Origin of the sequence: Bordetella pseudohinzii (assembly GCF_000657795.2) — a bacterium.
Lineage (GTDB): Bacteria > Pseudomonadota > Gammaproteobacteria > Burkholderiales > Burkholderiaceae_B > Bordetella > Bordetella pseudohinzii.
Genome location: NZ_JHEP02000003.1, coordinates 108,444 through 133,513 on the forward strand (window position 1 = coordinate 108,444; position 25,070 = coordinate 133,513).

The 25,070-nt window shown below is 67.0% G+C and carries 24 protein-coding genes; 7 read left to right on the top strand and 17 right to left on the bottom strand.

Translation table 11 applies throughout. The features are described 5' to 3' along the window. The first annotated feature begins 58 nt into the window (after positions 1 to 58). The gene (gene metC, locus L540_RS04820) at positions 59 to 1,249 is read left to right on the top strand and encodes a cystathionine beta-lyase (RefSeq protein ID WP_043210634.1); all 1,191 of its coding nucleotides are present in this window, start codon (positions 59 to 61) and stop codon (positions 1,247 to 1,249) included. 10 nt (positions 1,250 to 1,259) lie between these two features. Here metC and L540_RS04825 read toward each other — a convergent pair whose 3' ends face one another. The 4 genes from L540_RS04825 to argS all read right to left on the bottom strand — a co-directional run bounded on the left by L540_RS04825 (position 1,260) and on the right by argS (position 5,992). Next, the gene (locus L540_RS04825; protein ID WP_043210632.1) at positions 1,260 to 2,813 is read right to left on the bottom strand and encodes an EAL domain-containing protein; all 1,554 of its coding nucleotides are present in this window, start codon (positions 2,811 to 2,813) and stop codon (positions 1,260 to 1,262) included. Positions 2,814 to 2,932: 119 nt separating this feature from the next. After that, positions 2,933 to 3,565 (bottom strand): thiol:disulfide interchange protein DsbA/DsbL, encoded by a 633-nt coding sequence (locus L540_RS04830; RefSeq protein ID WP_043210630.1) that lies wholly within the window; start codon positions 3,563 to 3,565, stop codon positions 2,933 to 2,935. Positions 3,566 to 3,622: 57 nt separating this feature from the next. After that, positions 3,623 to 4,300 (bottom strand): SPOR domain-containing protein, encoded by a 678-nt coding sequence (locus L540_RS04835; RefSeq protein WP_043210628.1) that lies wholly within the window; start codon positions 4,298 to 4,300, stop codon positions 3,623 to 3,625. A 6-nt stretch (positions 4,301 to 4,306) separates the two neighbouring features. Beyond that, complete coding sequence (argS, locus tag L540_RS04840; RefSeq protein ID WP_043210626.1) at positions 4,307 to 5,992, bottom strand: arginine--tRNA ligase; 1,686 nt, start codon at positions 5,990 to 5,992, stop codon at positions 4,307 to 4,309. A gap of 184 nt (positions 5,993 to 6,176) precedes the next feature. Between argS and L540_RS04845 the strand changes: the two genes are divergently transcribed. Together L540_RS04845 and L540_RS04850 are read left to right on the top strand one after the other, a co-directional pair. Next, complete coding sequence (locus L540_RS04845; RefSeq protein WP_043210623.1) at positions 6,177 to 6,518, top strand: DUF1840 domain-containing protein; 342 nt, start codon at positions 6,177 to 6,179, stop codon at positions 6,516 to 6,518. 86 nt (positions 6,519 to 6,604) lie between these two features. Beyond that, entirely contained in the window at positions 6,605 to 6,922 is a 318-nt protein-coding gene (locus L540_RS04850; protein WP_043210621.1) for a hypothetical protein, read from the top strand. Positions 6,923 to 6,925: 3 nt separating this feature from the next. On the opposite strand, the gene L540_RS04855 is transcribed toward L540_RS04850, so the two are convergent. The 10 genes from L540_RS04855 to L540_RS04900 form a co-directional block, all read right to left on the bottom strand. After that, the gene (locus L540_RS04855; RefSeq protein ID WP_043210619.1) at positions 6,926 to 7,735 is read right to left on the bottom strand and encodes a carbohydrate ABC transporter permease; all 810 of its coding nucleotides are present in this window, start codon (positions 7,733 to 7,735) and stop codon (positions 6,926 to 6,928) included. Beyond that, positions 7,732 to 8,616, bottom strand: a complete 885-nt coding sequence (locus L540_RS04860) for a carbohydrate ABC transporter permease (protein ID WP_043210618.1) — start codon at positions 8,614 to 8,616, stop codon at positions 7,732 to 7,734. Before L540_RS04860 ends, L540_RS04855 begins: the two co-directional genes overlap by 4 nt. Continuing rightward, the gene (locus L540_RS04865) at positions 8,613 to 9,908 is read right to left on the bottom strand and encodes an ABC transporter substrate-binding protein (RefSeq protein WP_043210617.1); all 1,296 of its coding nucleotides are present in this window, start codon (positions 9,906 to 9,908) and stop codon (positions 8,613 to 8,615) included. The genes L540_RS04860 and L540_RS04865 overlap by 4 nt, the downstream gene beginning before the upstream one ends. Positions 9,909 to 9,969: 61 nt before the next feature. Next, complete coding sequence (locus L540_RS04870; RefSeq protein ID WP_043210615.1) at positions 9,970 to 11,010, bottom strand: ABC transporter ATP-binding protein; 1,041 nt, start codon at positions 11,008 to 11,010, stop codon at positions 9,970 to 9,972. Positions 11,011 to 11,176: 166 nt separating this feature from the next. Further along, positions 11,177 to 11,998 (bottom strand): phosphodiesterase, encoded by an 822-nt coding sequence (locus L540_RS04875; RefSeq protein WP_043210614.1) that lies wholly within the window; start codon positions 11,996 to 11,998, stop codon positions 11,177 to 11,179. Between the two features lie 9 nt (positions 11,999 to 12,007). Further along, complete coding sequence (locus L540_RS04880; RefSeq protein WP_043210612.1) at positions 12,008 to 12,994, bottom strand: ABC transporter ATP-binding protein; 987 nt, start codon at positions 12,992 to 12,994, stop codon at positions 12,008 to 12,010. Beyond that, a complete protein-coding gene (locus tag L540_RS04885) occupies positions 12,991 to 13,785 on the bottom strand; it encodes an ABC transporter permease (protein WP_043210610.1) in 795 nt (264 codons plus the stop codon). Before L540_RS04885 ends, L540_RS04880 begins: the two co-directional genes overlap by 4 nt. Positions 13,786 to 13,787: 2 nt before the next feature. Further along, positions 13,788 to 14,603 carry an ABC transporter permease subunit gene (locus tag L540_RS04890; protein ID WP_043211126.1) on the bottom strand — a complete coding sequence of 272 codons (816 nt, stop codon included), beginning with the start codon at positions 14,601 to 14,603 and terminating at the stop codon, positions 13,788 to 13,790. Beyond that, the gene (locus L540_RS04895; RefSeq protein ID WP_043210608.1) at positions 14,603 to 15,601 is read right to left on the bottom strand and encodes an ABC transporter substrate-binding protein; all 999 of its coding nucleotides are present in this window, start codon (positions 15,599 to 15,601) and stop codon (positions 14,603 to 14,605) included. The genes L540_RS04890 and L540_RS04895 overlap by 1 nt, the downstream gene beginning before the upstream one ends. Next, positions 15,598 to 16,650, bottom strand: coding sequence for a LacI family DNA-binding transcriptional regulator (locus L540_RS04900; protein WP_043210606.1), 1,053 nt, complete (start codon positions 16,648 to 16,650; stop codon positions 15,598 to 15,600). Before L540_RS04900 ends, L540_RS04895 begins: the two co-directional genes overlap by 4 nt. A 236-nt stretch (positions 16,651 to 16,886) precedes the next feature. Here L540_RS04900 and L540_RS04905 point away from each other — a divergent pair, with 236 nt between their 5' ends. After that, positions 16,887 to 18,176, top strand: a complete 1,290-nt coding sequence (locus tag L540_RS04905; RefSeq protein WP_043211125.1) for an amidase — start codon at positions 16,887 to 16,889, stop codon at positions 18,174 to 18,176. A gap of 95 nt (positions 18,177 to 18,271) precedes the next feature. Here L540_RS04905 and leuA read toward each other — a convergent pair whose 3' ends face one another. Further along, the gene (gene leuA / locus L540_RS04910; protein WP_043210604.1) at positions 18,272 to 19,981 is read right to left on the bottom strand and encodes a 2-isopropylmalate synthase; all 1,710 of its coding nucleotides are present in this window, start codon (positions 19,979 to 19,981) and stop codon (positions 18,272 to 18,274) included. Positions 19,982 to 20,355: 374 nt separating this feature from the next. Next, positions 20,356 to 21,027: a hypothetical protein gene (locus L540_RS04915; protein ID WP_043210602.1), complete on the bottom strand. Its 672-nt coding sequence runs from the start codon at positions 21,025 to 21,027 to the stop codon at positions 20,356 to 20,358. A gap of 16 nt (positions 21,028 to 21,043) precedes the next feature. On the opposite strand from L540_RS04915, the gene rpoN reads away from it, so the two are divergent. Both rpoN and L540_RS04925 read left to right on the top strand, forming a co-directional pair. Further along, positions 21,044 to 22,462 (top strand): RNA polymerase factor sigma-54, encoded by a 1,419-nt coding sequence (gene rpoN, locus L540_RS04920; protein WP_443623151.1) that lies wholly within the window; start codon positions 21,044 to 21,046, stop codon positions 22,460 to 22,462. A 95-nt stretch (positions 22,463 to 22,557) separates the two neighbouring features. Beyond that, positions 22,558 to 22,854, top strand: coding sequence for a (2Fe-2S)-binding protein (locus L540_RS04925; protein ID WP_109842466.1), 297 nt, complete (start codon positions 22,558 to 22,560; stop codon positions 22,852 to 22,854). A gap of 62 nt (positions 22,855 to 22,916) precedes the next feature. Here L540_RS04925 and L540_RS04930 read toward each other — a convergent pair whose 3' ends face one another. Further along, entirely contained in the window at positions 22,917 to 23,786 is an 870-nt protein-coding gene (locus tag L540_RS04930) for a LysR family transcriptional regulator (protein ID WP_048025970.1), read from the bottom strand. A 106-nt stretch (positions 23,787 to 23,892) separates the two neighbouring features. Between L540_RS04930 and L540_RS04935 the strand changes: the two genes are divergently transcribed. Next, positions 23,893 to 24,804, top strand: coding sequence for a DMT family transporter (locus L540_RS04935; protein ID WP_043210596.1), 912 nt, complete (start codon positions 23,893 to 23,895; stop codon positions 24,802 to 24,804). The last annotated feature ends 266 nt before the right edge of the window (positions 24,805 to 25,070 follow it).

Sequence of the window (25,070 nt, forward strand, 5' to 3'; positions counted from 1 at the left end):
AACCGCCGGCCGGGTCCCCGCCTGCTACCCTGTCATCCTTTCATTCTCCATTGCCGCCATGTCTTCTTCCGCGCATATCGACACGCTGCTTCAGCACATGGGCACCGCGCCCTTCGACCCCAAGACTGGCGTCGCGCCGGTCAATCTGCCCTCCATGCGCGCCAGCACCGTGCGCTTCGAAAGCCTGGAAACGCTGGAAAACGCCCAGCGCCGCAAGGCCGCGGGCGAGCGCGCCGTCACCTACGGCCGCATGGGCATGGACACGCACGCCGCGCTGGAGCAGGTGTTCTGCCAGCTTGAAGGCGGCACGCACTGCTATCTCGCTTCCTCCGGCCTGGGCGGCATCACCCTGGCCTTCATGGCCTTGCTGTCGGCCGGCGACCACGCCCTGGTGGCCGATTGCGTTTACGGTCCGGTGCATGAGCTCAACGCCGCCGTGCTGTCGCGCATGGGCATCGAGCTGACCTTCTATCACGCCGGCGAAGACCTCGAAAAACTGGTGCGTCCCAATACCCGGCTGCTCTATGCCGAGGCGCCGGGCTCGCTGCTGTTCGAGATGCTGGACATGCCGGCGCTGGCGCGTTTTGCGCGCCAGCACAATCTCATCCTGGCCACCGACAACACCTGGGGGTCGGGCTATATCTATCGTCCGCTGGCGCTGGGCGCCCAGGTGTCGGTGATTGCCGGCACCAAGTATGTGGGCGGGCATTCCGACCTGATGCTCGGCGCGGTCGTCACCAACGATGAAGCCATCGCCAAGCGCTTGAACCGCACGCAATACGCCATGGGCTATTCGGTCAGCGCCGATGATGCCTGGCTGGCCTTGCGCGGCGTGCGGACCATGCCCGTGCGCATGGCGCAGCATGCCCGGCATGCCTTGGAGATCTGCGAGTTCTTGCAGGGCCGGCCCGAGGTCGCGGCCATCTACCACCCGGCATGGCCGGGCGATGCCGGCCATGCGCTTTGGCAGCGCGATTGCAGCGGCTCCAACGGCATGCTGGCGGTCCAGCTGCGCCTGTCGCCGCAGGCCGCGCGCATCTTCGTCGACACCCTGGAGCTATTCGGCATCGGGTTTTCGTGGGGCGGCTTCGAGTCGCTGGTGCAGCTGGTCACCCCGGGCGAGCTGGCGCGCCACCGATACTGGAAGGGCGGGCAGGACGCGCTGGTGCGCCTGCATATCGGCCTGGAGTCGCCGGCCGACCTCATCGCCGATCTCACCCGGGCCTTGGCGCGCGCGGCCGGCCATTGAGCCGGCGCGTTCAGCCCCGCGCCCGCCGCCAGTCCGCCAGCGCTTCGGGCGGCAGCGGCGGCGAATACAGATAGCCCTGGCCCCATTGCACGCCCTGGCGGGCCAGGTGCTGGGCCTGCTCCGCCGTTTCTATGCCTTCGGCGGTGAGGTCCAGGCGCAGGCGGCGGCCCAGGGAAATAATCGTCTCCAGCACGACCGCATTGACCGAGTCGGTGCCGATGCCGGCCACAAAGCTGCGGTCGATCTTGATGAAATCGGCGTCCAGCTCGCGCAGATAGGACAGCGCGCTCTGCCCGGTGCCGAAATCGTCCAGCGCCCACAGCGCGCCCAGATCGCGGGTCTGCTGGATATTGGCCTGGGTCTGCGGGTCTTGCGGCAAGGCCTCGCGCTCGGTCAGCTCCAGCACGACCTTGGGTCGGTCCGGCCCCAATGCCTCCATCAGCCTGCCGACATCCTGCGTGAAAGCGGGCATGGCCAGGTGCGAACCGCTGATATTGATCCCCAGGTGGTCCTCCGGGCCCAGGCCCAGCCGCGGCAGGTCGGCGGCCACCAGGCCGAAGACGTGGCGCGTCAAGGCGGGCATGAGGCCGTGCTGTTCGGCCAGCGGGATGAAGAGATCGGGCCGCACCATGCCCAGGTCCGGGCGGCGCCAGCGGATCAGCGCCTCCACGCCGCTCATCTTGCCGCTGGGCAGGTGCACCACGGGCTGGTACACCATGGAAAATTCGCCTTGGCGCATGCCGCGCTGCAGCTCGCTGGCCAATGACAAGCGGCGCCGGTTGTACTGGTAGGCCGCATAGGCGGCGATCAGCGAGACGATGACCAGGAAAGGCGCGTGGTGCCACCACAGGTAGCGGCGATGCGCGGCCACGGCGGCCAGGGCCGGCGCCACCGTCACCACCACCGGATAGCGCGAAGAGCGCGCCTGCGCGCTGGCGCGCGCGCTGAAGGCGGCCGCGCCGTCGGCGGGCACGCTGGGCGAAAGCGGCTCGCCGGTGTCGCTCATGTCGACCCGCACGCGGAACTCGCCGTTATTGGAGGCCGCCTTCTGGATGTCCAGCAGATACTGGCCGTCGATGACGGCCATGGCGCCCGTGCCCGGGGCGGTGGATTCGGACACCACGATGGCCGGCCGGTCCGGCACCACCAGCGAGCCGGCGATGGGCGTGACGGCGCGCGCGGGCGGCAGCGTGGCCATGCCGTCGAAGACGTCGCGCGGCGCGAAATTGACGCCGCCGATAAGCGAGGTGCAGTACAGCCTGCCGTGCTTCATCAGGCTGAGCGAGCGGTAATAGAGCGTGATATTGGCCTGGCGGGCCAGTTCGGGCGCGGCGTCGGGACAGGGCCGGTCCAGCAGGCCGACGGCGCGGCGGACATTGTCGAAGACCACATCCAATGTGCTGTCCATCTGCCGCTGTATGGTCGCCGCGGTGACGGCGGATTCGCCGCTGGCGCGGTCCTGGGCCATCCACCAGATCAGGGGCGCCATCAGCAGCGACGGCAGCGCCATTGCGATCAGCGCGGCGGCAAGGCTCCAGCGGTGACGGTGCTTGATGGCCTGCATAGTGCGGCTGGGGCTTCCGGTTCGTGGATGACGGGCGCTTGCCGGGCATTGTAAGCCGCCATGAAAAACCCCCCAAGATCCGGGAGGATCCTGGGGGGCTGTCGGCCCGGGGGCGGGGCTTACTGGCCGCGGGCCATGGGAATCAGCTTGTCGATTTCCTTGATGGCGCCTTCATAGCTGTTGCCCGCCAGCACCGGCGAGGTCATGAACTTGCCGCCCACGGCGAACGAGGGCGTGCCGTCGATGCGATAGGCCTCGGCCAGCTGATTGGCGCGCTGCACCTGGGTCTGGACGCTGAAGGAATCGAACACCGCGTCGAACTTGGCGCGGTCCACGCCTTGGGCGGCGACCCACTCGCCCATGGACTTCTTGTCGAACAGGCGCTTGCGCTCGCCGTGGATGGCGTTGAAGACCTTGATGTGCAGATCGGGGCGGTCCAGCGCCAGCAGCGTGTAGTACAGCTGCTGCAGCGGCTTCATGCCGGCATTGAAGGCGATGGGCACTTGCTTGAGGACGACGTCCTGCGGCTTGGTCTTGGCCCAATCCTCGACCATGGGTTCGATGGCGGCGCAGTGCGGGCAGGTGTAGGCGAAAAATTCCAGGACTTCGATCTTGCCCGGGGTATCCGAAGGCAGGGCCGGCGAGATGGGGACATAGCCATTGCCACCCTGCGCGTGGCTGGCGGGGGCGAAAAAGGTTGTCGCGGCCAGGGCGGCGGCGGCCAGGAGGCGGGAAATCGAAGGAGACGGCATACGTGTTCCTGGAGTGAAAGCGTTACAGACCCGGCGCGGGTCCGGAAGTTCAACGGTTTATTGCTGCTTGACCACGGTGGATTCGATCTTGTTTTCGCCCAGGCGGCTGCGTGCGCGATTCATGTCGTCCAGGCGTGAGAAAGGACCGACGCGAACCCGGTTGATCTGCACGCCATTGACCTCGGCGCGCTGCACGTTCACGGGCAGGCCCAGCAGCAGGATGCGCGCCCGCAAGGACTCGGCATCGGCCTGCACGCGATAGGCGCCAGCCTGCAGATAGTAATTGCCATTGGCCTGCTGGGAGGCGCTGCTGGCGCTCTTCTCGGACGGCTTGGCCGCGGCGGCCGGCTTGGACGGGGGCGGCGCGGCGGGCACGGGGACGGGCAGCGGCGCGGCGGCCTGATCGGGGCTGGGCAGCGTGGCGATCAGGGCGCCCAGATCGTCGGTCTTGCCATCGGGCAAGGGCGTGGGCGCCGTCGCCGTCGGGCCGGTCGGCGGCGTGCCCGCCGCCCCGTCGCGTCCGTACAGGCCCTGGTTGGGATCGGGCGCGGTGCGCGGATCGATGGGTTTTTCGGGGCCGCTGGCCTGGCGCGTGGCGCGGTCCACGAAAGGCATGGGCGCCTTGGTGACATAGAAGGCGACGGCGGCGGCCAGGATCAGGCCGATCAGCAGGCCGGCCAGCACGCCGTAAAGCGTGCTGCCGCCCTGGGAGCTGGATTTGCGCTTGCTGGCCATGGGCGCTTACATGCGTTGGGGCGCGGTCACGCCCAACAGCGCCAGGCCGTTGGCCAGCACCTGGCGCGTGGTCGCCGCCAGGCGCAGGCGGGCGAGCTTGAGCGCCGGGTCATCGACCAGCACGCGCTCGGCGTTGTACCAGCCATGGAAGTCCGAGGCGCAATCGCGCAGCCAGAAGGCGATGTGGTGCGGCGCGAGTTCCTGGGCCGCCAGCCTGACCACATTGGGGAACTCGGCCAGGCGCTGCATCAAGGCGAATTCGGTCGGCGCCGTCAGCGGCGCGGTGTCGGCCGCGGCGATGGCGGCTTCGTCCAGGCCGGAGCCCGCGATCATGCTGCAGATGCGGGCATGCGCGTACTGGATGTAATAGACCGGGTTTTCGTCGCTCTTGGACAGGGCCAGGTCGATGTCGAACACGAATTCGGTATCGGCGCGGCGCTGGATCAGGAAGTAGCGCACCGCGTCGCGGCCCACCCATTCGATCAGGTCGCGCATGGTGACATAGCTGCCGGCGCGCTTGGAGATCTTGACCTCCTCGCCGCCGCGCATCACCTTGACCATCTTGTGCAGCACATAGGCCGGGAAATCCTTGGGGATGCCCTCGTCCAGGCCTTGCAGCCCGGCGCGCACGCGCGCCACCGTGCCGTGGTGGTCGCTGCCCTGGATATTGATGGCCTGGTGAAAACCGCGCTCCCACTTGGCCTGGTGATAGGCCACGTCAGGGACAAAATAGGTGTAGCCGCCTTCGCGCTTGCGCATGACGCGGTCTTTGTCGTCGCCCGTGCCCAGTTCGGTCGTGCGCAGCCAGAGCGCGCCGTCCTGCTCGTAGGTGTGGCCATTGGCGACCAGCCTTTGCACGGTGCGCTCGACCCGTCCCGAGGTGTAGAGCGAGCTTTCCAGGAAGAAGTTGTCGAACTTCAGGCCGAAGGCCTGCAGATCCAGATCCTGCTCGCGGCGCAGATAGGCCACGGCAAAGGCGCGGATGTCTTCCAGGCTGTCGAGGTCGCCGCTGGCCTGGACCGGCTGGCCGTCGGCGGCCTGCACCGATGCGCGGGCGGCGTAGTCGCGGGCGATGTCCAGGATGTAATCGCCCTTGTAGCCGTCGGCCGGCCATTCGGGGGCGTCGGTGGCGATGCCGCGGGCGCGCGCCTGCACGCTGATGGCCAGGTTCTCGATCTGGTTGCCGGCATCGTTGTAATAGAACTCGCGCGTCACATCCCAGCCGGTGGCGTCGAACAGACGGCAGATGGCGTCGCCCAGGGCGGCCTGGCGGGCATGGCCCACGTGCAGCGGCCCGGTGGGGTTGGCCGACACGAATTCCACCAGCACTTTTTCGCCGCGCCGCGGGCCGCGGCCATACGCCTCGCCCTGCGCGGCCACGGCGGCGATCACCGCCTGGCGGGCCTGGGCGGTAAAGCGCAGGTTGATGAAGCCGGGGCCGGCGATCTCGGCGCTGTCGACGAGGGCGCGCGCCTGGGGATCGGCCAGCAGCGCGTCCACGATGCCCTGGGCCAGCTCGCGCGGATTGCGCTTGGCCGGCTTGGCCAGTTGCATGGCCACATTGGTGGCGATATCGCCATGGGCGGCGACCTTGGGACGCTCCAGCTGGATGTCGGGCCGGGCCTCGGGCAGGATGCCGGCGACGGCACGGGCGAGCAGGGAAATGAGGTGTTGTTGTTGCTCGGGGAGCATGGGCGATGGGCAGAAAATGTCAGGAGGCGGATGCCGCTCCCGCTTCGGGCGGGGCGCTCGCGCGAAAAGTGCCTAAATGATAGCGCGAACCCGGTTTTGCCATGCCTGGCCGGCCGCGGACGGCCGTATTGGCAGAGGGGGACTGATGGGGTAGTGTATGAAATTATCAGTTGGGAGAGGCAAGATGCTGATCACCTTTCATTCCAAGGCCACCGCCGAAGTCCTGATGCGCACGGCTGATGCGGCCCCGCTTCTTCAGGCGGCGGGCAAGCTGGTGGGCGATGACATCCCCGAGCGCGGCGTCTTCACCCCCGAACAGCTGCCGGCCGCCATTGCCGGCCTGGAGGCCGCCGTGGCCGGGCAGCCTGCCCCGGCCGAGGACGAAGACCATCCCGACCAGGAGCCCAAGCACCCGATCGAGCGCGAGGTGGGCCTGCAGCAGCGCGCCTATCCCCTGCTGGACATGATGCGCCAGTCCTTGGCCGCGCGCGCCGACCTGACCTGGGAGGTCAGCCGGGGCTGGTAAGGCAATGTCGCCGGTCTGACAATGCCCGGCCGGTTTTTTCTGCATACTGCGGTGGCCCGTTATTTTCGACTTCCAGGAGATCTTCCATGCGTAGCGACGTCACCGTGATTTTCGACGCCCGCCGTTCGCTCGATTTCACCGTCCAGGTGGAGCCTTCGAGCGCCGCGTCGCTGGCTGCCCGCGATTGGTTCGACAGCGCCTGGGAGATGCTGGGCTGCGAGCCCCTGCGCCCCAGCGGCAAGGTGCTGCTGCTGGACAAGATCATGGGCGTGGCCGATGCCCTGGGCTATGAGACCCTGTCCGGCGACGCCAAGGAGGCCGGGGAGTTCGCGCGCAACGCCGCCCTGGCCCTGGAGAAGCCCCGCGTCATCGTCGACCTGCCGGGGCTGTCCGTGGGCTACTGAGCGCTACCGTATGCCGGCGCGCATGAAGGACTGCACGAACTGCCGCTGAAACAACAAGAAAGCGACCAGCAGCGGCGCGGCCGACAGCAAGGTCGCCGCCGTGATGACCGACCAGTCTATGCCCTGGTCGGTCGAAGAGAAAACCTGCAGGCCCACCGTCAGCGGCCGCGATTCCACTGAGTTAGTGATGATCAGCGGCCACAGGAAGTTATTCCAGTGATGGCTGACCGACACCAGTCCGTAGGCGACGTAGATGGGTTTGGCCAGGGGCACATAGACCTTGAGCAGGATTTGCGTGGGCGAGGCGCCCTCCACGCGCGCGGCCTCTTCGAGTTCGCGCGGCACGGTCTTGAAGGTTTGGCGCAGCAGGAAGATGCCGAAGGCCGAGGCGAAGTATGGCAACCCCACCGCGAACACCGTGTCGCGCACCCCCAGCCAGCTCATGCTGCGGTAGTTTTCGACCAGCAGCACGTCAGGCATGATCATCAGCTGCAGCAGCACCAGCATGAAGACGACATCGCGGCCGCGAAACTCGAAACGCGCGAAGGCGTAGCCGGCCAGCGTGGACAGCACCAGCTGGGCGGCCAGCACCATGGTCACCAGCAAGAAGGTGTTCAGGAAATACCGCGGAAAAGGCGCGGCATGCCAGGCGCGCGAAAAATTTTCCAGCGTCAGCGGCGCAAACAGGTCGAAGCGCGTGGCATAGGCCGGCGGATGAAAGGCCGCCCAGGCGGCATAGGCCAGGGGCAGAATCCACAACAGGCCCAGCAGCCAGGCGCCCAGGGTGTCGAGTAGGTCGGACTTGGCATTCATTGATAGTGCGTCCTGCGGTCCAGCCAGCGGAATTTGATCAGCGCGGTCACGGCCAGCATCACCAGCAGCACCACCGTCAGCGTGGCGGCATAGGCGGTATCCCAGAAGCTGAAACCTACCTGGTAGATATAAAAGAGCAGCAGCGTGCTGGCATTGTCCGGGCCGCCGCGGGTCATCACCACCACGTGGTCCACCAGGCGGAAGGCGTTGATGAGGGCATTGACCAGCACGAACAGCGTGGTGGGCATCAGCAGCGGCCACAGCACGCGGCGGAAATACTGCCAGCGCGAGGCGCCTTCCAGCATGGCCGCTTCGCGCAGCGAGGGCGAGACTGTCTGCAGCGCGGCCAGATAGAAGATCATGAAAAAGCCGGATTCTTTCCAGACGGTGACCAGCATCAGGGCGGGCAGCGCCGTGTCGCGGCTGCCCAGCCAGTTCATGCCCGGCAGGCCGAACCATTGCAGCACCTGGGCGATCAGGCCGTACTGCGGCGTGTAGAAGAACAGCCAGATATTGGCCACGGCCACCATGGGCAGCACGGTGGGCGTGAAATAGGCCATGCGCAGGAAACCGCGCCCGGCCAGGCGCCGGTTGACCCACAAGGCCATGGCCAGCGCGATGGCGATCGACGTCGGTATGGTGCCCAGCGCGAACCAGAGGTTGTTCCACAGGGATTGCCAGAACACCGGGTCATCGCGCATGACGGCATAGTTCTCCAGGCCCACGAACTGCGCCGGGCGCTTGCCCTTGGGCGTGGAGAAAAAACTGTGCCACACCGTGGCCAGCGCCGGGTAGTGCGTGAAGGCGGCCAGCAGGACGATGGCTGGCAGCAGAAGCAGCCAGCCATAGACCGCCTGAAGCGAGCGTGGCGCCAGCCTCATTTGTAGGCGCGCAGGATGCGCTCGGCCTCGCGCTGCGCATCGGTCAGCGCCTGCTTGGGCGGCTTGGCGCCGGTCAGCGCCGATTGCAGCGCATCGTTGAGCACCTTGGTCACGCGCTGGTTTTCATGCGTGGAGAACTCGGCCACGCTGACTTCGAGCTGGTCGCGCGCCACGGCGGCGGCCGGCACTTCCTGCGCATACTTTTTCATCTTGTCGGTCTGCCAGGCGGCTGGCGTCACGGCCACATAGCCCGTGGCGATGCTCCAGTCGGCGGCGCGCTCCGGGCTGGTGGCCCATTGGGCGAACTTCAGCGCGGCCTGTTGCTGCTCGGGCGTGCCGCTCTTGAAAACGTAGAAATTGCCGCCGCCGGTCGGGCTGCCGCCGCGCTTTTGCTTGGGCATCATCGCCACGCCAAAGGGGAAGTCGGCGTTCTTGCGGATGTTGGTCAGGTTGCCCGTCGTGGTCCAGATGATGGCGGCTTTCTTTTCCAGGAAGTCCTTGGGCGTGGTGCCCCAGTCTATGGTGCCCTTGGGCATGACGCCGTGCTTGGCCGACAGGTCATGCCAGAACTCGGCCGCCTCGATGACGGCGGGCTTGTCCAGATAGACCTGGTTGCCGGCCTCGTTCATGAGGATGGCGTCATTGGGCGTGGTCAGCGCCTGGAAGAGCCAATAGGCGAAGGCGCCGCCCGACGGTATCTCCAGACCCCATTGCGTCACATTGCCCGAGGCGTCCTTCTTGGTCAGTTTCTTGGCGCTGTCGACCAGTTCGGCCCAGGTAGCCGGCGCGCGCTCGGGATCCAGGCCCGCTTCCTTGAACAGCGCTTTGTTGTAGTACATCACGATGGTCGAGCGCTGGAAGGGCACGCCCCACACATGGCCGCCGCTGCGGCTGTTCTGCATGAAGGCGTCGTAGAAGCCGCCCAGCCATTGCTTGTCGGCGTCGCTCTTGGCCAGCGTATCGATGGGGACGATGGCGTCCTCGTCGATCAGGGTGAACATATCTGTCGACAGCAGCACGGCCAGCTGCGGCGGCGTGCCGCCCTTGAGCGCGGTCAGGGCCTTGGCGATGGAGTCCTGGTAGGAGCCCGCATAGATGGGCTTGATGCGTATGCCGGGATTCTCTTTCTGGAAATCCGCCACCATGTCGTCGACGATCTTGGTGATGGGGCCGCCCACCGCGACGGGATAGTAGAACTCCACTTCCACGGGACTCTTCTGGGCCAGGGCGGGCAGGCCGAGCAAGGAGGCGGCCAGTCCGGCGGCCAGGGTCTTCAGAACGAAACGTCGCATGTTCGCAGTCCTAATCAAGGTAAGGTGCATCGAGATACAAGGCCGGCCAGCCTGGCCAGGTTCAGATCGCGCGGCCGTCCGCGCCAAAAAAGTGCTGCCGGTCTTCATCCCAGCGCAGGCCGACATGGCCGCCCGGGGCGGCGCGCAGATGGCCGGCCACGCGCACGGCGATGCCGCTGTTGCTGCCCACCCGGCATACCGCGATCGAGTCCGCGCCGAAGTACTCGACGCTTTCCAGCGTGGCGGCGATGCCGTCCGGATCGATGCGCATGTGCTCGGGGCGCACGCCCAGGGTGCGCGCCGCCGCGGGCGTGCCGGCAATGGCCGGCCCTGGCGTGCCGGCCAGCACGCGCTGCTCGCCCGCCGTGTCCAGCGTCATCAGGTTCATGGGCGGCGTGCCGATAAAGCGCGCCGCGAATTCGGTCGCCGGGCGCGCATACAGGCCGTCGGGGCTGTCGAGCTGTTCGATCCTGCCGCCGCGCAGCAGCACGACCTGGTCGGCCATGCTCATGGCCTCGGTCTGGTCATGCGTGACATAGACCATGGTGATCTTCAGTTCCTGCTGCAGCGCGCGAATCTCGCGGCGCATTTCATGGCGCAGCTGGGCGTCCAGGTTGGAAAGCGGTTCGTCCATGAGGCAGACCGGTGCCTCGGAGATGACGGCGCGTCCCAGCGCCACGCGCTGCTGCTGGCCGCCGGAGAGCTGCGAGGGCTTGCGGTCCAATAGCGCCGACAGGCCAAGCAGGTCCGCCACGCGCGCCAGGCGGCGGTCAAAGTCGCGCGCCGGCTCCTTGCGCACGCGCAGGCCGAACAGGATGTTCTCGCGCACCGACAGATGCGGAAACAGCGCATACGACTGGAACACCATGGAAATGCGCCGCTTGGACGGCGGCAGTTGGGTGACGTCCTGGCCGCCGATGAGAATGCGGCCGGATGTGGGCGAGTCCAGGCCGGCGATCATGCGCAGCGTGGTGGATTTTCCGCAACCCGATGGGCCGAGCAATACCGTGAAGCTGCCGGCGGCGGCTTCGAATCCCACTCCTTCTATTGCCGTTGCGTCGGCGTACTGCTTGGTCAGGCTCTCCAGAACTAGGGTGGACATATCTTGTTGTCGTTAAGGCGCGGATACCGCCTTTCTACCGCTGCGCCGTTGATTGTGTGGCGGCCGGGCCCATGGATCGGACATATTGGCCGCGCGCGTGGAATGTTTGATTCTGGGCGCAAATGAAATCCTTTTCATGTTGCGCTGCAAAGATGACGGGGGTGTGTCAGTCGTCAATCAGCTCGCCGTTCTCATGGAAAGGATAGGGCCCAGGGTATTCCCCGATGTAGGCATGATGCGTCAGCAAGCGGCCGTCGCGCCAATGATGCAAGTGATAGGCCGGCGGCTCGAGATTGAAGGCTGCCGGGCCTTCCGGGCGCAGATCCAGTACCACTTGATGCGCCGGTGACGGGCAGGTCGAGGCCAGCGTGGCGCCGAAACGCTGGAAAATGCTGCGGTGCAAATGGCCGCAGATGATGCGTTCGATGTTGGCGTGGCGTCGAACCAACGTTTCGAGCGCATCGGCGCCTTGCAGCAGCCCTATCCTGTCCATGTGGGCGATGCCGGTCTTGAAGGGCGGGTGGTGCATGGCGATGACGGTGGGACGGTCCGGCGCTTCCAGCAGGCGGGCCTCCAGCCAGGCAAGCCGCTCGTCGCAGAGCATGCCGTGGCTTTGCATGGGCACGACGGTATCCAGCATGATGAGCCGTAGGGGCAGGTGCTCGACCGTGTACTGGGTAAACGCGCCGCCCTGGCGCAGATAGCCGTGCTCGGGAAAGCTCTCGCGCAGTTGCTCGCGCGCATCGTGATTGCCGGGCATCAGGTAGTAGGGCATGCGCAAGGCAGCGAGCATATCGCGCAGATAGTGATACTCCGCGGGCCGGCCGAAATCGGTCAGATCGCCCGAGATGATGACCACGTCGGGCGCCGGAGCCAGGGCATTCAGGGCCTTGATGGCCGGCGGCAGGTAGCGGTCGGTTTCGACGACGCGATACGCCTTCTGGCCCGGCATGCGGATGTGCAGATCAGTGATTTGAGCGATGAGCATAGTGTTACCTCAGAGTTCGAAATCCAGCGCCACGCTGACGGTCTCGCCCGCTTGCTGCGGACTGTCGGGCGCGGCGAGGACGCTGAAACGTTGTCCGTCGGGCAGTGCGAGTTCATAACGTATGGACGTCCCCATGAAAAACCGGGCCTGTATGAGGACGGGCAAGGCATCGGCATGCGGCGCCAGCAGCCGGGCGTGGTGCGGACGGAAACGCAGTTGCCGCGAGCCCGCGCCCAGGCGTCCCTCGCGCAGCTCCGCCCGTACCTGGCATAGCGTGCCGAAGAACTCAGCGACGAAATCCGTGGCGGGCTGGGTGAACAAGGTCTGCGCATCTCCTATCTGCTCCAGCCGGCCCGCCGACATCACGGCGATGCGATGGCCCAGCACCATGGCTTCATCCTGGTCGTGTGTGACGATGATGGTGGTTATGCCGAGTTCGCGCAACATCTGCGCCAGCTCCACCCGCAGCTGCTCGCGCAACTTGGCGTCCAGCGCGGTCAGGGGTTCGTCCAGCAGCAGCACGCGCGGCTCGATGGCCAGGGCGCGGGCTAGCGCCACACGCTGGCGCTGGCCGCCGGAAAGCTGGGAGACGCGCCGTTCGCCGAACGCCGACAGGCGCACCAGCGCCAGCATCTCGGCCGCCCGGCGCGCCTGTTCGGCGCGCGAGGCTCCGCGCACGCGCAGGCCATAGGCGACGTTCTGCGCCACGCTCATATTGGGAAAGAGCGCATAGTTCTGGAACACCACGCCCACGCCGCGCGCCTCGGGCGGCAAGGCGGTCACGTCCTCGTCGCCGTAGCGCACGCGGCTGCCGGCGTCGCCCTGCTCCAGGCCGCAGATCAGGCGCAACAGCGTGGTCTTGCCACAGCCGGATGGGCCCAGCAGGGCCAGGATCTCGCCGCCCGCGATGCGCAGGTCCAGGGGATGCAGGGCGCGCGTGCCGTCGGGCCAGGTCTTGGCGCAGTTTTCCAGGGTGATCGTCAGGGGATGGGTCATGAGGGCGTTACACGAGAGCGGGCCAGCCACTGCAAACCCATCATCAGGGGCAGCAGCATGAGCAGGAAAACCAGGGTATAGGCCGAAGCGATTTCCAGCCGCATGGAGGCATAGCTGTCGGCCAGGCCCACGGGCAGGGTCTTGGTGAGCGGCGTGTGCAGCAGCCAGGTGAGGTTGAACTCGCCGATGGATAGCGTCAGCACGCTCAGGGCGCCGGCCAGGATGCCGGGCATGGCATTGGGCACGACGATGGTGAAAAAGCGCGCCAGCCGGCTGGCGCCCAGGGTGGCCGCCGCCTCGTCGAGCACGGCCAGGCCCTGGGCCATGCTGGCGCGCGCGGCGCGCACCATGAAGGGCAAGGTGAACAGCACATGGCCGATGACGATGAACCACAGGCTGCCCCGCAGGCCCGGCAGCGTCCCCCAGGAAAGGATGAGGGCGAGCGCCGAGGCCAGTCCGGGCACGGCGACTGGCAGGGTGAGCAGTTCTTCCAGGGCGCGGCCGGCTCTGCCGGGAAACAGGGTGAGCACCCAGGCCAGCGGCACGCCCAATGCCGTGCTGATGACCAGCGTCAACAGGGCCACCAGCAAGGAGCGCCCTATCGTGTCCGCATACAGGGACCAGACCTCGGCGATCCAGCGCAGCGTCAATCCGCTGGACAGGCCGATAAAGTAATTGCGCGTCAGGCCGGCCAGCACAGACAGCACGACCGGCCCGATCAGGAAGGAGGCAACGGCCAGCGTGATGCCCAGCCCGAGCCGGCTGTCAAAAGGGGAATGCAGAGGGGTCATGGTCAGGCGGCCGCTCCCGTGCGCGCGCTGCCCAGGGCATGGGCGGCGTACATGACGGCCCACGAGGCCGCGCCCAGGAAGATGGACAGCGCCGCGGCCACGGGAATGTTGGCGTAGTTGGTGAATTCGTTGTAGATGGTCAGCGGCAGCACGTCGATGCGCGCGGCCAGCGTGAAGGCGGTGCCGAAGGCGCCCATGCTGGTGGCAAAGCTGATGGCCGCGGCGCCGGCCAGCGCCGGCGCCAGCGCGGCCAGTTCGATGTCGGCGAAGCGCCGCCAGGCCGAGGCGCCCAGCGTGCGTCCGGCTTCGAGCAGGCCGCGGTCCATGCCTTGCGCGGCGGCCGCGATCATGCCGATGGCGCGCGGCAGCGAGAAATACAGATAGCCGAGAAACAGCCCCGCCATGCCGTAGGCAAACACCAGGGACTCGCCGGTCAGCCATTTGCTCAGGGCGGCAAGGATGCCCTGGCGTCCGGCCATCAGGATGATGAAAAAGCCGACCACCACGCCGGGAAAGGCCAGCGGAAAGGTCAGCATGGCCATGAGCAGGCGCCGGCCCGGAAACACGGGATGCCAGGCCAGGAAGCGGCCGGCGGGCAGGGCCAGCAGCAAGGTCGCGGCCGTGGCGCCCAGCGACAGCGCCACGGTGTTCAAAAGGCTGCGCCAATAGGCCGGATGGGACAGGACGGCCAGGTAGGCGGATTGCCCGTCGCGGGGCGACGCGCCCAGCCAGGCCAGCGCCACCATGGGCAGCAGCCAGAACGCCAGGAAGACCGCCGCCGCCGGCGCGGCGAACCACCACCAGCGGCGGCGGGACATCATTGCACCTCTTTGGCGTAGCGTTCGGCGAAGGCGCGCTGGACTTCGGCCATCTTGCCGTAGTCCACCGTGCCGGCGCGCGCATACTCGCTGGCCGGCAGGAACCGGGCCTGGACCTCGGGCGGCACCGTGGCCGCGCGCACCGGACGCAGATAGGCGCGGGCCCAGATGGCCTGGCCCTCATCGGAGAGCGTGAAGTCCAGCACGCGGCGGCCATTGACGGCATGCGGCGCGTCGTTCACCAGGCTCATGACATAGGGCACGGCCACCGTGCCTTCGGCCGGGATCACGAAGACGACATTGGCGCCGTCTTTGTACTTGGCGCGGTAGGCATTGAAGTCATAGTCGACCAGGATGGGGATCTCGCCCGAGAGCACGCGCGCATAGGCGGTCTGCTTGGGCACAATGGGCTGGTTCTGCTGCATCTTCCTGAACCAGGCGATGCCGGGGCCGAAATCGTCCAGCGAGCCGCCCAGCGCCTGATTGACGGCGACCGCGCCGGCATAGCCCACGAAGGCCGAGGCCGGGTCCAGGTAGCCGACCATGCCGCGATACGCGGGCTGGAGCAGATCGGCCCAGGAGGCCGGCACGGGCTTGCCGCCCAGGGCATCGACATTGACCATGAAGCCCAGCGTGCCGGAGTGGATGGCGAACCACTTGCCGTCGGGGTCTTTCATGCCGGCGGGGATCTGGTCCCAGTGCGCGGGCTTGTAGGCCTGCACCAGGCCATCCTTGGCCGCCTGGATGCCGAAGCTCACGCCGTAGTAGACGACGTCGGCCACGGGATTCTTGCGTTCGGCGGCCAGCGAAGCCAGCGCCTGGCCGGAGTTCTTGTTGTCGCCAGGCACCGTGATGCCGGTCTTTTCCTTGATGGCTTTCAGCGCCGTGGCCCAATCGGCCCATTCGGGCGGGCAGTTGTAGCAGATCGCGTCGGCGGCCTGGGCCTGCGCGCCGGCCACGGTCAGCGCGGCCAGGACGGGAATCAGGAAGCGTTTCATGGTGCTGCGGCTCCTTTGTCGGGGCGAGGGGGGAGTGTGCAAACCGTGCCGCCTTCGAAGATGCGGTGCGGCACGATCGCGGAAGTCAGGCGATGGTCGGCGGTCAGGTGGTCCAGCAATTTCTTGCAGGCGATCTGCCCGATTTCCATGCTGGGTTGCACCACCGAGGTCAGGGGCGGGTCGTACATGGCGCCCGGCGCGATGCCGTCAAAGCCGCAGACCGACACGTCCTGCGGGATGCGCAGCCCCAGCGACCGGCAGATCGACATGAGCGAAAGCGCGAGCAGATCGTTGGAACACATGACGGCGATGGGGAGCGTTTGCCGCCGGATGAGCTGCTCGACCTGTATCGGGTCGCACTCGACGTGGGAAGGCATGACGGCATGCGGCACGGGGTCGAGGCCGAGCCGTTCGGCGCATGCGCGCGCGCCCAGCAGACGCCGGGCGGCGCGATCGGAGTCGCGCAACGGTCCGGACAGGAAGACCATGCGGCGATGGTTGAAGGCCGCCAGCAGTTCGGCCAGGTGTTGGCTGGCGCGGAAATCGTCGATCGTGACCGAGGGAATGCCGGGGAGCATGCTGTAGGCGAGGATGTAGGGCGTGGCCTGCGCTTTCTGCAGCAGATCGTGGTTGGCGAGCGGCATGTAGGACCCCAAGGTCAGTATCAGCCCGTCGACTTGATGATCCAGCAGGGTATGCAGACTTTCGAGTTCGCCTTGGTGGTCGTAGTTGGTCGTCGCGACCATGATGCTGTAGCCGATGTTCTGGGCATATCGGCAAGCCCCTTCGAAACACTCCGCGAATACAGGATTGGTCAGGGTTGGCAGGAGCACGCCTATCGTCTGCGTACTGCCCCTGCGCAGGCTGCGTCCCACCAGATTGGGCCGGAAACCCAGTTGCCGGGCGATGCGCTGTACGCGACTGAGCGTCTCGGCATGCAGCAGTTCAGGACGATTGAATGCCCGTGAAACCGTCGCCGTGGAGACCTTGGCCTCACGCGCGATTTCCAGAATCGAGGCGCGGGGCGGGCCTTTGGACTTGGACTTCATGTAAAGCGCAACTAATGATGGAGGTGCCGAGTGACAACAATATGTCACCGGCATAAATGAAATCCTGTGCAGCAATTCGAATCGGAACCGAAGAAGCCTGCGGTATCAGGGGAAAGCCCTAGGTTTTAGTGTTATTCCAACTTTGCATATGGCGGGCGCTTGCTTCTACACTGCGGCTATTAATGCGCCAGTCAGGAACCGCATACAAGGCGCACGATCGATATAGGGATATGGGGATGGCGAAAGCCTTGAATCAGCTTGGCGCGCTGGAGGCCGTCAAGCGTTTGCAGCGCCGTGAACTCACGGCGGAGCAGATGGCGCGCGCCTGCCTGGCGCGCATCGAACAGCGGGAGCCGACCGTGCAGGCCTGGGCCGCCCTCGATCCCGCGCAGGTGATCGCGCAGGCGCGGGCGCTGGACAGCGCCGGTGTGCAGGGCATCCTGCATGGCCTGCCGCTTGGCGTCAAAGATGTCTTTGACACGCAGGACTTTCCCACGCGCTATGGCTCGGGTCTCTACAGCACGCATCAGGCGGATGCGGACGCCGCGGTCGTGGCCTTGTGCCGCGAGGCGGGCGCGTTCGTGCTGGGCAAGACGGTCACCACCGAATTCGCGACCTACCAGCCCGGGCCCACGCGCAATCCGCGCAATACGGCCTATACGCCGGGCGGCTCTTCGAGTGGATCGGCCGCCGCCGTGGCCGACGATATGGTGCCGCTGGCTATCGGCACCCAGACGGCTGGATCGCTCATCCGTCCCGCCGCCTATTGCGGCATCGTCGGCTACAAGCCGACGTTCGGGCGTGTGCCGCGCGCCGGCATGAAGACCTTGAGCGAGAACCTGGACACGATAGGCGGCCTGGCGCGCAGCGTCGACGACGTGGCGCTGTTGGCGTCGGTCCTGATGGGCGATGCGCGTCTGCGCGAGCTGCAGGATGCCGAGCGGCCGCGCGTGGGCATGCTGCGCACCTTCCAGTGGCGCCATGCCTTGCCCGAGACGCGCAATGCCTACGAAGAGGCGGCCCGGCTGTTGTCGCGCGCCGGCGCGCAGGTCGAGGAAGTGGCGCTGCCGTCGGAAGATTGCAGCCTGGTGCAATTGCACGCCGACGTCATGGCCTTCGAGGCTGCCCAGGCGCTGGCTTTCGAGCGCACCCGCTGCCGGGCGCAGCTGAGCACTCGCCTGCTGGCCATACTCGATGCGGGGGCGGCCATCCGCGCCGAGGATCACCAGGAGCGTCTGGCGCGCGCCGGCGCCGCGCGCGGCCGGGCCTTGCAGTGGTTCGACCGCTACGATGTCATCCTGGCGCCCAGCGCCACGGGCGAGGCGCCCTTCTTTGACCAGGGCACGGGCGATCCGCTGTTCTGCCGCGTGTGGACGCTGTTCGGCTTTCCCGCCGTGCACCTGCCCTTCGCCCAGGGGCCCCAGGGCCTGCCGGTGGGGCTGCAGGCCGTGGGCGCGCCGCACGCCGACCACAGCCTGCTGGCGATGGCGCGCTGGATGCACCGCATCCTCCAGCAGCAAACCTGACCAAAAACTGCAAGCAGCCCGCGGGCCGTTCAAAAGGCGCGGGCCAAGAAAAAGCCCGGTCCGCGGACCGGGCTTGGACTTGCGGCGGCGCCGTATTAGACGACGGCGGCTTCGTCGTCGGCGGGCACGGCCTGGCCTTGCGACTGCACATGGCGGTTGACCGCGGTCAGCACCGCCTGGAAGGAGGCGGTCACGATGTCACGGTCGATGCCCACGCCGAAACCGGTGGGCGAGTCGCCCACGCGCACTTCGACATAGCTGGCCGCGCGGGTGTCGGTGCCAGTGCCGATGGCGTGCTCATGGTAGTCCATGATGCGCACGGGGACGTCCAGCGCGGCCACGAAGGCCGAGATGGCGCCGTCGCCATTGCCCTTCACGATGCGGCGCTCGCCGTTGTACTCCAGCTCGGCTTCGATGGCGAATTGCTTGCCGGCGCCGGCGCTGGGATTACCGTCGATGCGATGGCGCACCAGCTTCCAGGGGCCGCGCTGTTCGAGGTATTCGCTGGCGAAGATGGTGTACACGTCTTCGCTGCTGACTTCGCGGCCGGTCTCGTCGGTGACGCGCTGGATGGCGCGGCTGAACTCGATCTGCAGGCGGCGCGGCAGCACCAGGCCATGTTCCTGTTCGAGCAGATAGGACACGCCGCCCTTGCCCGACTGGCTATTGACGCGGATCACGGCGTCGTAGCTGCGGCCCAGGTCGGCCGGATCGATGGGCAGATAAGGGACCTCCCAGACGCCGTCGGCCTTCTGCTGGGCAAAGCCCTTCTTGATGGCGTCCTGGTGCGAGCCCGAGAACGCGGTGAACACCAGGTCGCCGGCATAGGGATGGCGCGGATGCACGGGCAGCTGGTTGCAGTACTCGGCGCAGCGGCGCACTTCGTCGATATCGGAGAAGTCCAGGCCGGGGTGCACGCCTTGCGTGTAGAGGTTGAGCGCCAGCGTGACCAGGTCGACGTTGCCGGTGCGCTCGCCGCTGCCGAACAGGCAGCCTTCGATGCGGTCGGCGCCGGCCATGACGGCGAACTCTGCGGCCGCCACGGCGGTGCCGCGGTCATTGTGCGGATGCACGCTCAGGATGATGCTGTCGCGGCGGGCCAGGTTCTTGTGCATCCACTCGATCTGGTCGGCGTACAGATTGGGCGACGTGGCCTCGATGGTGGCCGGCAGGTTGAGCACCATCTTGCGCGCGGGCGTGGCGTCCCAGGCCTCGGCCACGGCATTGGAGACTTCGAGGGCGAATTCGGGTTCGGTGGTGCTGAAGACTTCGGGCGAGTACTCGTAGCGCCACTGCGTCTGCGGATAGCGCGCCATCGCGGCCTTGACCATGCGCGTGCCGGTCAGCGCGATGTTCTTGATCTCGTCCTTGCTCATGTTGAAGACGATCTTGCGGAAGGCCGGGGCGCAGGCGTTGTAGAGATGGATCATGGCCTGCTTGGCGCCCGCGGCGGCCTCGGCCGTGCGGTTGATCAGGTCTTCGCGCGATTGCGTGAGCACGATGATGGTGACGTCATCGGGGATGCGCTTCTCGTCGATGAGCTTGCGCACGAAGTCGAAGTCCGTCTGCGAAGCCGACGGGAAACCGACTTCGATTTCCTTGAAGCCGATCTTCACCAGCTGTTCGAAGAAGCGCATCTTGCGCTCCACGCTCATGGGCTCGATCAGGGCCTGGTTGCCGTCGCGCAGGTCGGTGCTCATCCAGATCGGCGCTTGGGTGATCCGGCGGCTGGGCCAGGTGCGCTCGGAGAAATCACGGGCGAAGGGCTGGAACGGCACGTACTTGGTGGCGGGGTTGGCGAGCATCGGTACACCTCAATCGGTTTCGGTTGAATCCCGGGGGTATCACGGGCGCGGCGAACCAGGGTGGCGGTTTCAAGCCGGCGTCGGCCAGGGTGGCGGCCGAATTCAGTTTTTAAAACAGGGGGAAGACGTGTGGCAAACGTACGGGTGCCGAGCTACCACGGGGCACTAGGCCCGGCAACCGATCGGTAGGTGTAGCGATAGCGCTAGGGTGGCGACGCCGCCCTGGAGGGAAGAGGCTTGGAGGGACGCAGCCGCGACCGACACCGGGGCGCTTGCGCGTCCGGAGGCGGAAAATTGAGCGGTGCGTTGGGTAGCCATAGGCAATAGTCAAACACATTTTGGCGCGCCGCGCAAATCGCCGCGCCTGCCGGGCTTCAGCGGTCCGGGCCGAGATGCGGTTCGCGGGGCCCTTCATCCTGGCGCCAGGGCGAGCGGCCGGGCGGGCGCGGGGCGTCGCTCACGGGCTCGGGCTGGCGGCCAGGGGGACGGGTCGGTTCACGCCCGCGGGCCGGCCCGCCGGGCTGGTCCAGGATGGCGGTCTGCTCGCGCACCAGCGCGATCTTGCCGATGCGGTTGCGGCGCAGCTCGAGGTAGCTGCGTTGCAGATCGCCCACGGTAAAGGGCTCTTCGCGATCGCCCCAGACCCAGCGCAGGACGTCGACGACGTCTTCGCTCAGCTGCGGCCGCAGTTGCGCCAGGACGTCGCGCGGCACCACACGGGCCCGACCGGAAGCCAGGCTGGCGGACAGCCAGTTGCGCGCGGCGAAGAAGACGATCAGGGTCCAGATGGCCACCACGCCCCACCAGAAGTAGGGATTGAGGCGCGTGAGCAAGTCGACGGTCTGCTGGCCCAGGGTATGCAGGCTGTCGAAAGCGAGGGTTTTCCCGAAGGCTAGCAGCCAGGAGCTGGCCAGCAGCCAGATGACGGCGATGACGGCCAGGACGATCGCCCTCAGCACCAGACGCGGAAGCGCCAGTTTGAGCAGCGTTTGGCCGATCAGTCGGCCATCCTGGCGAATGCGTTCGGGCGAAGTCAGGTTCATCATGCAAAATATTGTACCTATGACTCGTCCCGCCTTAGAACTTCGGCCTGGTCAGCATTTGACCCTGACCCCGCAGCTGCAACAGTCCATCCGGCTGCTGCAGCTTTCTTCGCTGGAGCTGGAGGCGGAAATCTCCCAGGCCCTGGCGGAAAATCCGTTGTTGGAACGCGACGAAACTCCGGCCGACCAGGTCGAGAGCGACCCCCAGCGCGAGGCCAGCGTCGAACACGACGACAGCGCCCCGGACACGGAATTGCGTTTCGACGAGATGCCGGGCTCGGGCGGCGTCTATCCGGACGACGACAGCGATGCGCCGGCGCGCGACGACACCCTGCGCGAGCATCTGATGCAGCAGCTGAACCTGACGCGCGCGGCCCCGCGCGATGCCGCCCTGGTCACCCTGCTCATCGACGAACTGGATGACAACGGCTACCTGGGCTCGCCGCTGAGCGAAATCCTGCAATGGCTGCCCCCCGAACTGGAGGTCGATGAGGATGAGCTGCGCGCGGCCCTGAATCTGCTGCAGTCCTTCGATCCGCCCGGCATCGGCGCGCGCGACATGGCCGAGTGCCTGCTCCTGCAGCTGCGCCAGCCCGATATCCAGCGCCTGCCCGAAGCCGCGCAAGCCGGGGTGCTGGCCTGTGCGCGGGAGATCTGCGCGCAGCACCTGGCGCTCCTGGCCACCGGCAATCCGGCGCGCCTGCGCGAGGTCCTGCGCGTGGACGAGGCCACGCTGCGCGCGGCGCGCGCGCTCATCGTGCGGCTGGAGCCCCGGCCCGGCCGGGCCTGGACCGCGCCGGCCGCGGACTACGCCGTGCCCGACGTGCTGGTGCGCAAGACGCGCCAGGGCTGGCAGGCCGTGCTCAACAGCGCGGTGATGCCCCGCCTGCAGATCAACGGCCTGTACGCCCAGATGCTGTCCAACCAGCGCGAAGCGGCCTATGCGGGCCTGAACGCCCAGCTCCAGCAGGCGCGCTGGATGATACGCAATGTCGAGCAGCGCTTTGACACCATCTTGCGCGTGGCCCAGGCCATCGTCGCGCACCAGGCGGAGTTCTTCAGCCGCGGGCCCGCCGCCATGCGACCCCTCATCCTCAAGGACATCGCGGGCGAGCTAGGCCTGCACGAATCCACGATTTCCCGCGCTACGACCCAGAAGTACATGCTCACTCCGTTTGGCACGCTGGAGCTCAAGCGCTTTTTCGGCACGGGCGTGGCGACCGACAGCGGCGACTCCGCCTCGGCCACGGCGGTGCAGGCCCATATCCGGCAGATGGTGGCCGAAGAAAACAGGGCCAGACCCCTGTCGGATAGCCAGATCATGGAGCGCCTGGCCAGCCAGGGCATCGTGATCGCCCGCCGCACCGTGGCCAAATACCGTGAGGCCCTGCGTATCGCCCCGGCCGCGGTGCGCAAGGCCCAGGCCGCGGCGCGCTGACACCCCGGGGCAGAGTTTGTCCCTATTTTCAATAACTTGCGTGCTGCACGGCAACATCAAAAAATAATGGCAAGCACTTGCATGAGAATCAGTTATTGCCGATAATTATTCTCATGTACGTTTGCATCTGTAATGCCGTTACCGAACGCCAAGTCCGCGCCTGCGTGGATGCCGGCGCCAGTTCGCTGGGCGATCTGCAATTCGAGCTGGGGGTGGCCTCCTGCTGCGGTTGCTGCGCCGCCACGGCCAGCGAATACCTCCCCGGCGGACGCGCTTCCAGCGTGTGCGACGTGCGCTCCATCGCGGTCCCGGTCAATCCGCCGGCCGCCATGGTCGAGGCGGAGCAGCCGGCTGCAAACACATTCCCCATTCCCCTGGTCGCCGCCGCATAAGCGCCGGCCGCCCTGTCGAAAACGCCCGCCAGGGCGTTTTTTTTCGCCTTGGCCGGCTCGGCTCAAGCCGCCCGCAGCAATTCCGGCCGCCAGGCGCCAGGGTCGTCGCAGAAGGCCCGCACGGCCTCGGCCAGCAGGCGCGCGCCCGCGCCGGCCGAGGACCGCAGGCAAAGCGCCAGCTCGCTGGAACTGGGGGCCGGCAGCGGCCAGGGGGCCACGCGCAGCCCGGGCGTCATGCAGCGTCTTTCCATCAGCCCCAGGCCCAGCCCGCCTTCCAGCGCCGCCAACAGGCCATTCACATTGGCGCTCTCATAGGCGATGCGCCAGCGCCGTCCGGTGCTCTCCAGGGCATGAATGGCGCGGTTGCGATAGAGGCAGCCCTGCGGGAAGAGCACCAGCGGCACGGGGTCGGGCAGCTCGGCCGGCATCGAGGGCCCGCACAGCCAGACCAGGCGCTCGGGCCAGACCGCCTGGGCGCCCGGCAGGCCGGGCTCGCGCTTGAGCAGGGCCACGTCGAGCTCGCCGCGCTCCATGGCGCGGTGCAAGGCCATGCTGAGATCGCAGCGCATGGAAATGCGCAGGCCGGGGTGGGCGCGCGCGAAGTCGGCCACCATCGCGGTCAGCCGCTGGACGGAGAAATCATCGGGCACGCCCAGGCGCAGCACTTCCACGCGCGCCGCGCCACTGACGACTTCGCGTATCTCGGTGGACAGGGCCAGCATGCGCCGCGCATAGCCCAGCAGGCGTTCGCCGTCCTCGGTCAGGCGCACCTGGCGCCCTTCGCGCAGAAAGAGTTCGCAGCCCAGGCCCGCCTCCAGTTTGCGTATCTGCTGGCTGACGGTCGATTGGGTGCGGTGCACGCGCTCGCCCGCGCGGGTGAAGCCGCCCGTGTCCACGACGGAGACAAAGCTGTGGAGAAGATCGAGGTCCATGAGGCACCCATCGGAATTTCAAATACTTTTGATCCGTATAAAGAATTTGTCAATGCATGGGCAAGGGCGGAGAATGCCCGGCATCGTCCTATCGTCCCTCAGCGCCATGAAAACCCTCGCCGTCCCCTCCCCCTCGGCCGCCACGCCCGAACGCACGGCCTGGGGCGCCATCGCGCTGTTCTGCGTGCTCTGGAGTTCGGCGTTCGCGGCGGCCAAGATCGCGGTGCGCGACTGCCCGCCCCTGACGCTGCTGGCCATACGGTTCAGCATCGCCGGTGTGCTGATGCTGGGCCTGGCGGCGTTCACGGGCGGCTTGCGCATGCCGGCCCGCCGCGACCTGCTGGCCCTGGTTGGCCTGGGGCTGCTGAACAACGCGCTCTATCTGGGCCTGAGCTGGAGCGGCATGGCGACGCTGTCCTCGGCCTTCACGTCGGTGCTGATCAGCACCAACCCCCTGCTGACCGGCATCCTGGCCGGTCCGGTGTTGGGCGAACGCCTGGGCTGGCGCAAGCTGGCGGGCTTGTTGCTGGGCCTGGCCGGCGTGGTGATCGTGCTGCGCTCGCGCCTGGTGGGCGCCGGCGCCCACGAAGACATGCACGGCACGCTATTGGTGGCTGGCGGCCTGATCGCGCTGGTGACGGGGACGCTGGCCTACAAGAAACTCAAGCCCGCGGCCAATCTCTGGATGGCGACGGGGGTGCAGTCCCTGGCCGCGGGCCTGGCGCTCTGGCCGTTTGCCCTGCACTATGAATCGCTGGCGCAGGCGCAGTTCACGCCCAGCTTGTTCTGGAGCATGGCCTACACCATCGTGGCCGTGTCCATGGGCAGCTACTACCTCTGGTTTCTCATCCTGGGCCGCAGCAGCGCCACCTCGGCCAGCGCCTTGCACTTTCTGATGCCGCCGCTGGGCCTGTTCTTCGGCTGGCTGGTATTGCGCGAACCGGTTTCCTGGCTCGACATGCTGGGCATCGTGCCCATCGCGGTCGGCATCTGGCTGGCCACCCGTCGCAGCGTCTGAGGTCGTTGCGTATTTTTCTTGCCCGTCCGGCGGCGAAAAATGGCGCGCGATGGCCGCCTGGCGCGGGCAAGCCGGCTCGCCGGCCGGGGGTGAATGCATCCGCCAGCGCGCCGCAGCGCGCATGAATACGGCGGTCCGGCGCCATTGCATTACATATCAATAGTCATTCGCATTTTTCTATCGCTTTCATGTTGCGCTCGCAAAGCGATTTACCAAATACCGCCAAAGGCTAGGCGAGGCGCCGCCGAGGGTGGTAGTCTGCCGGG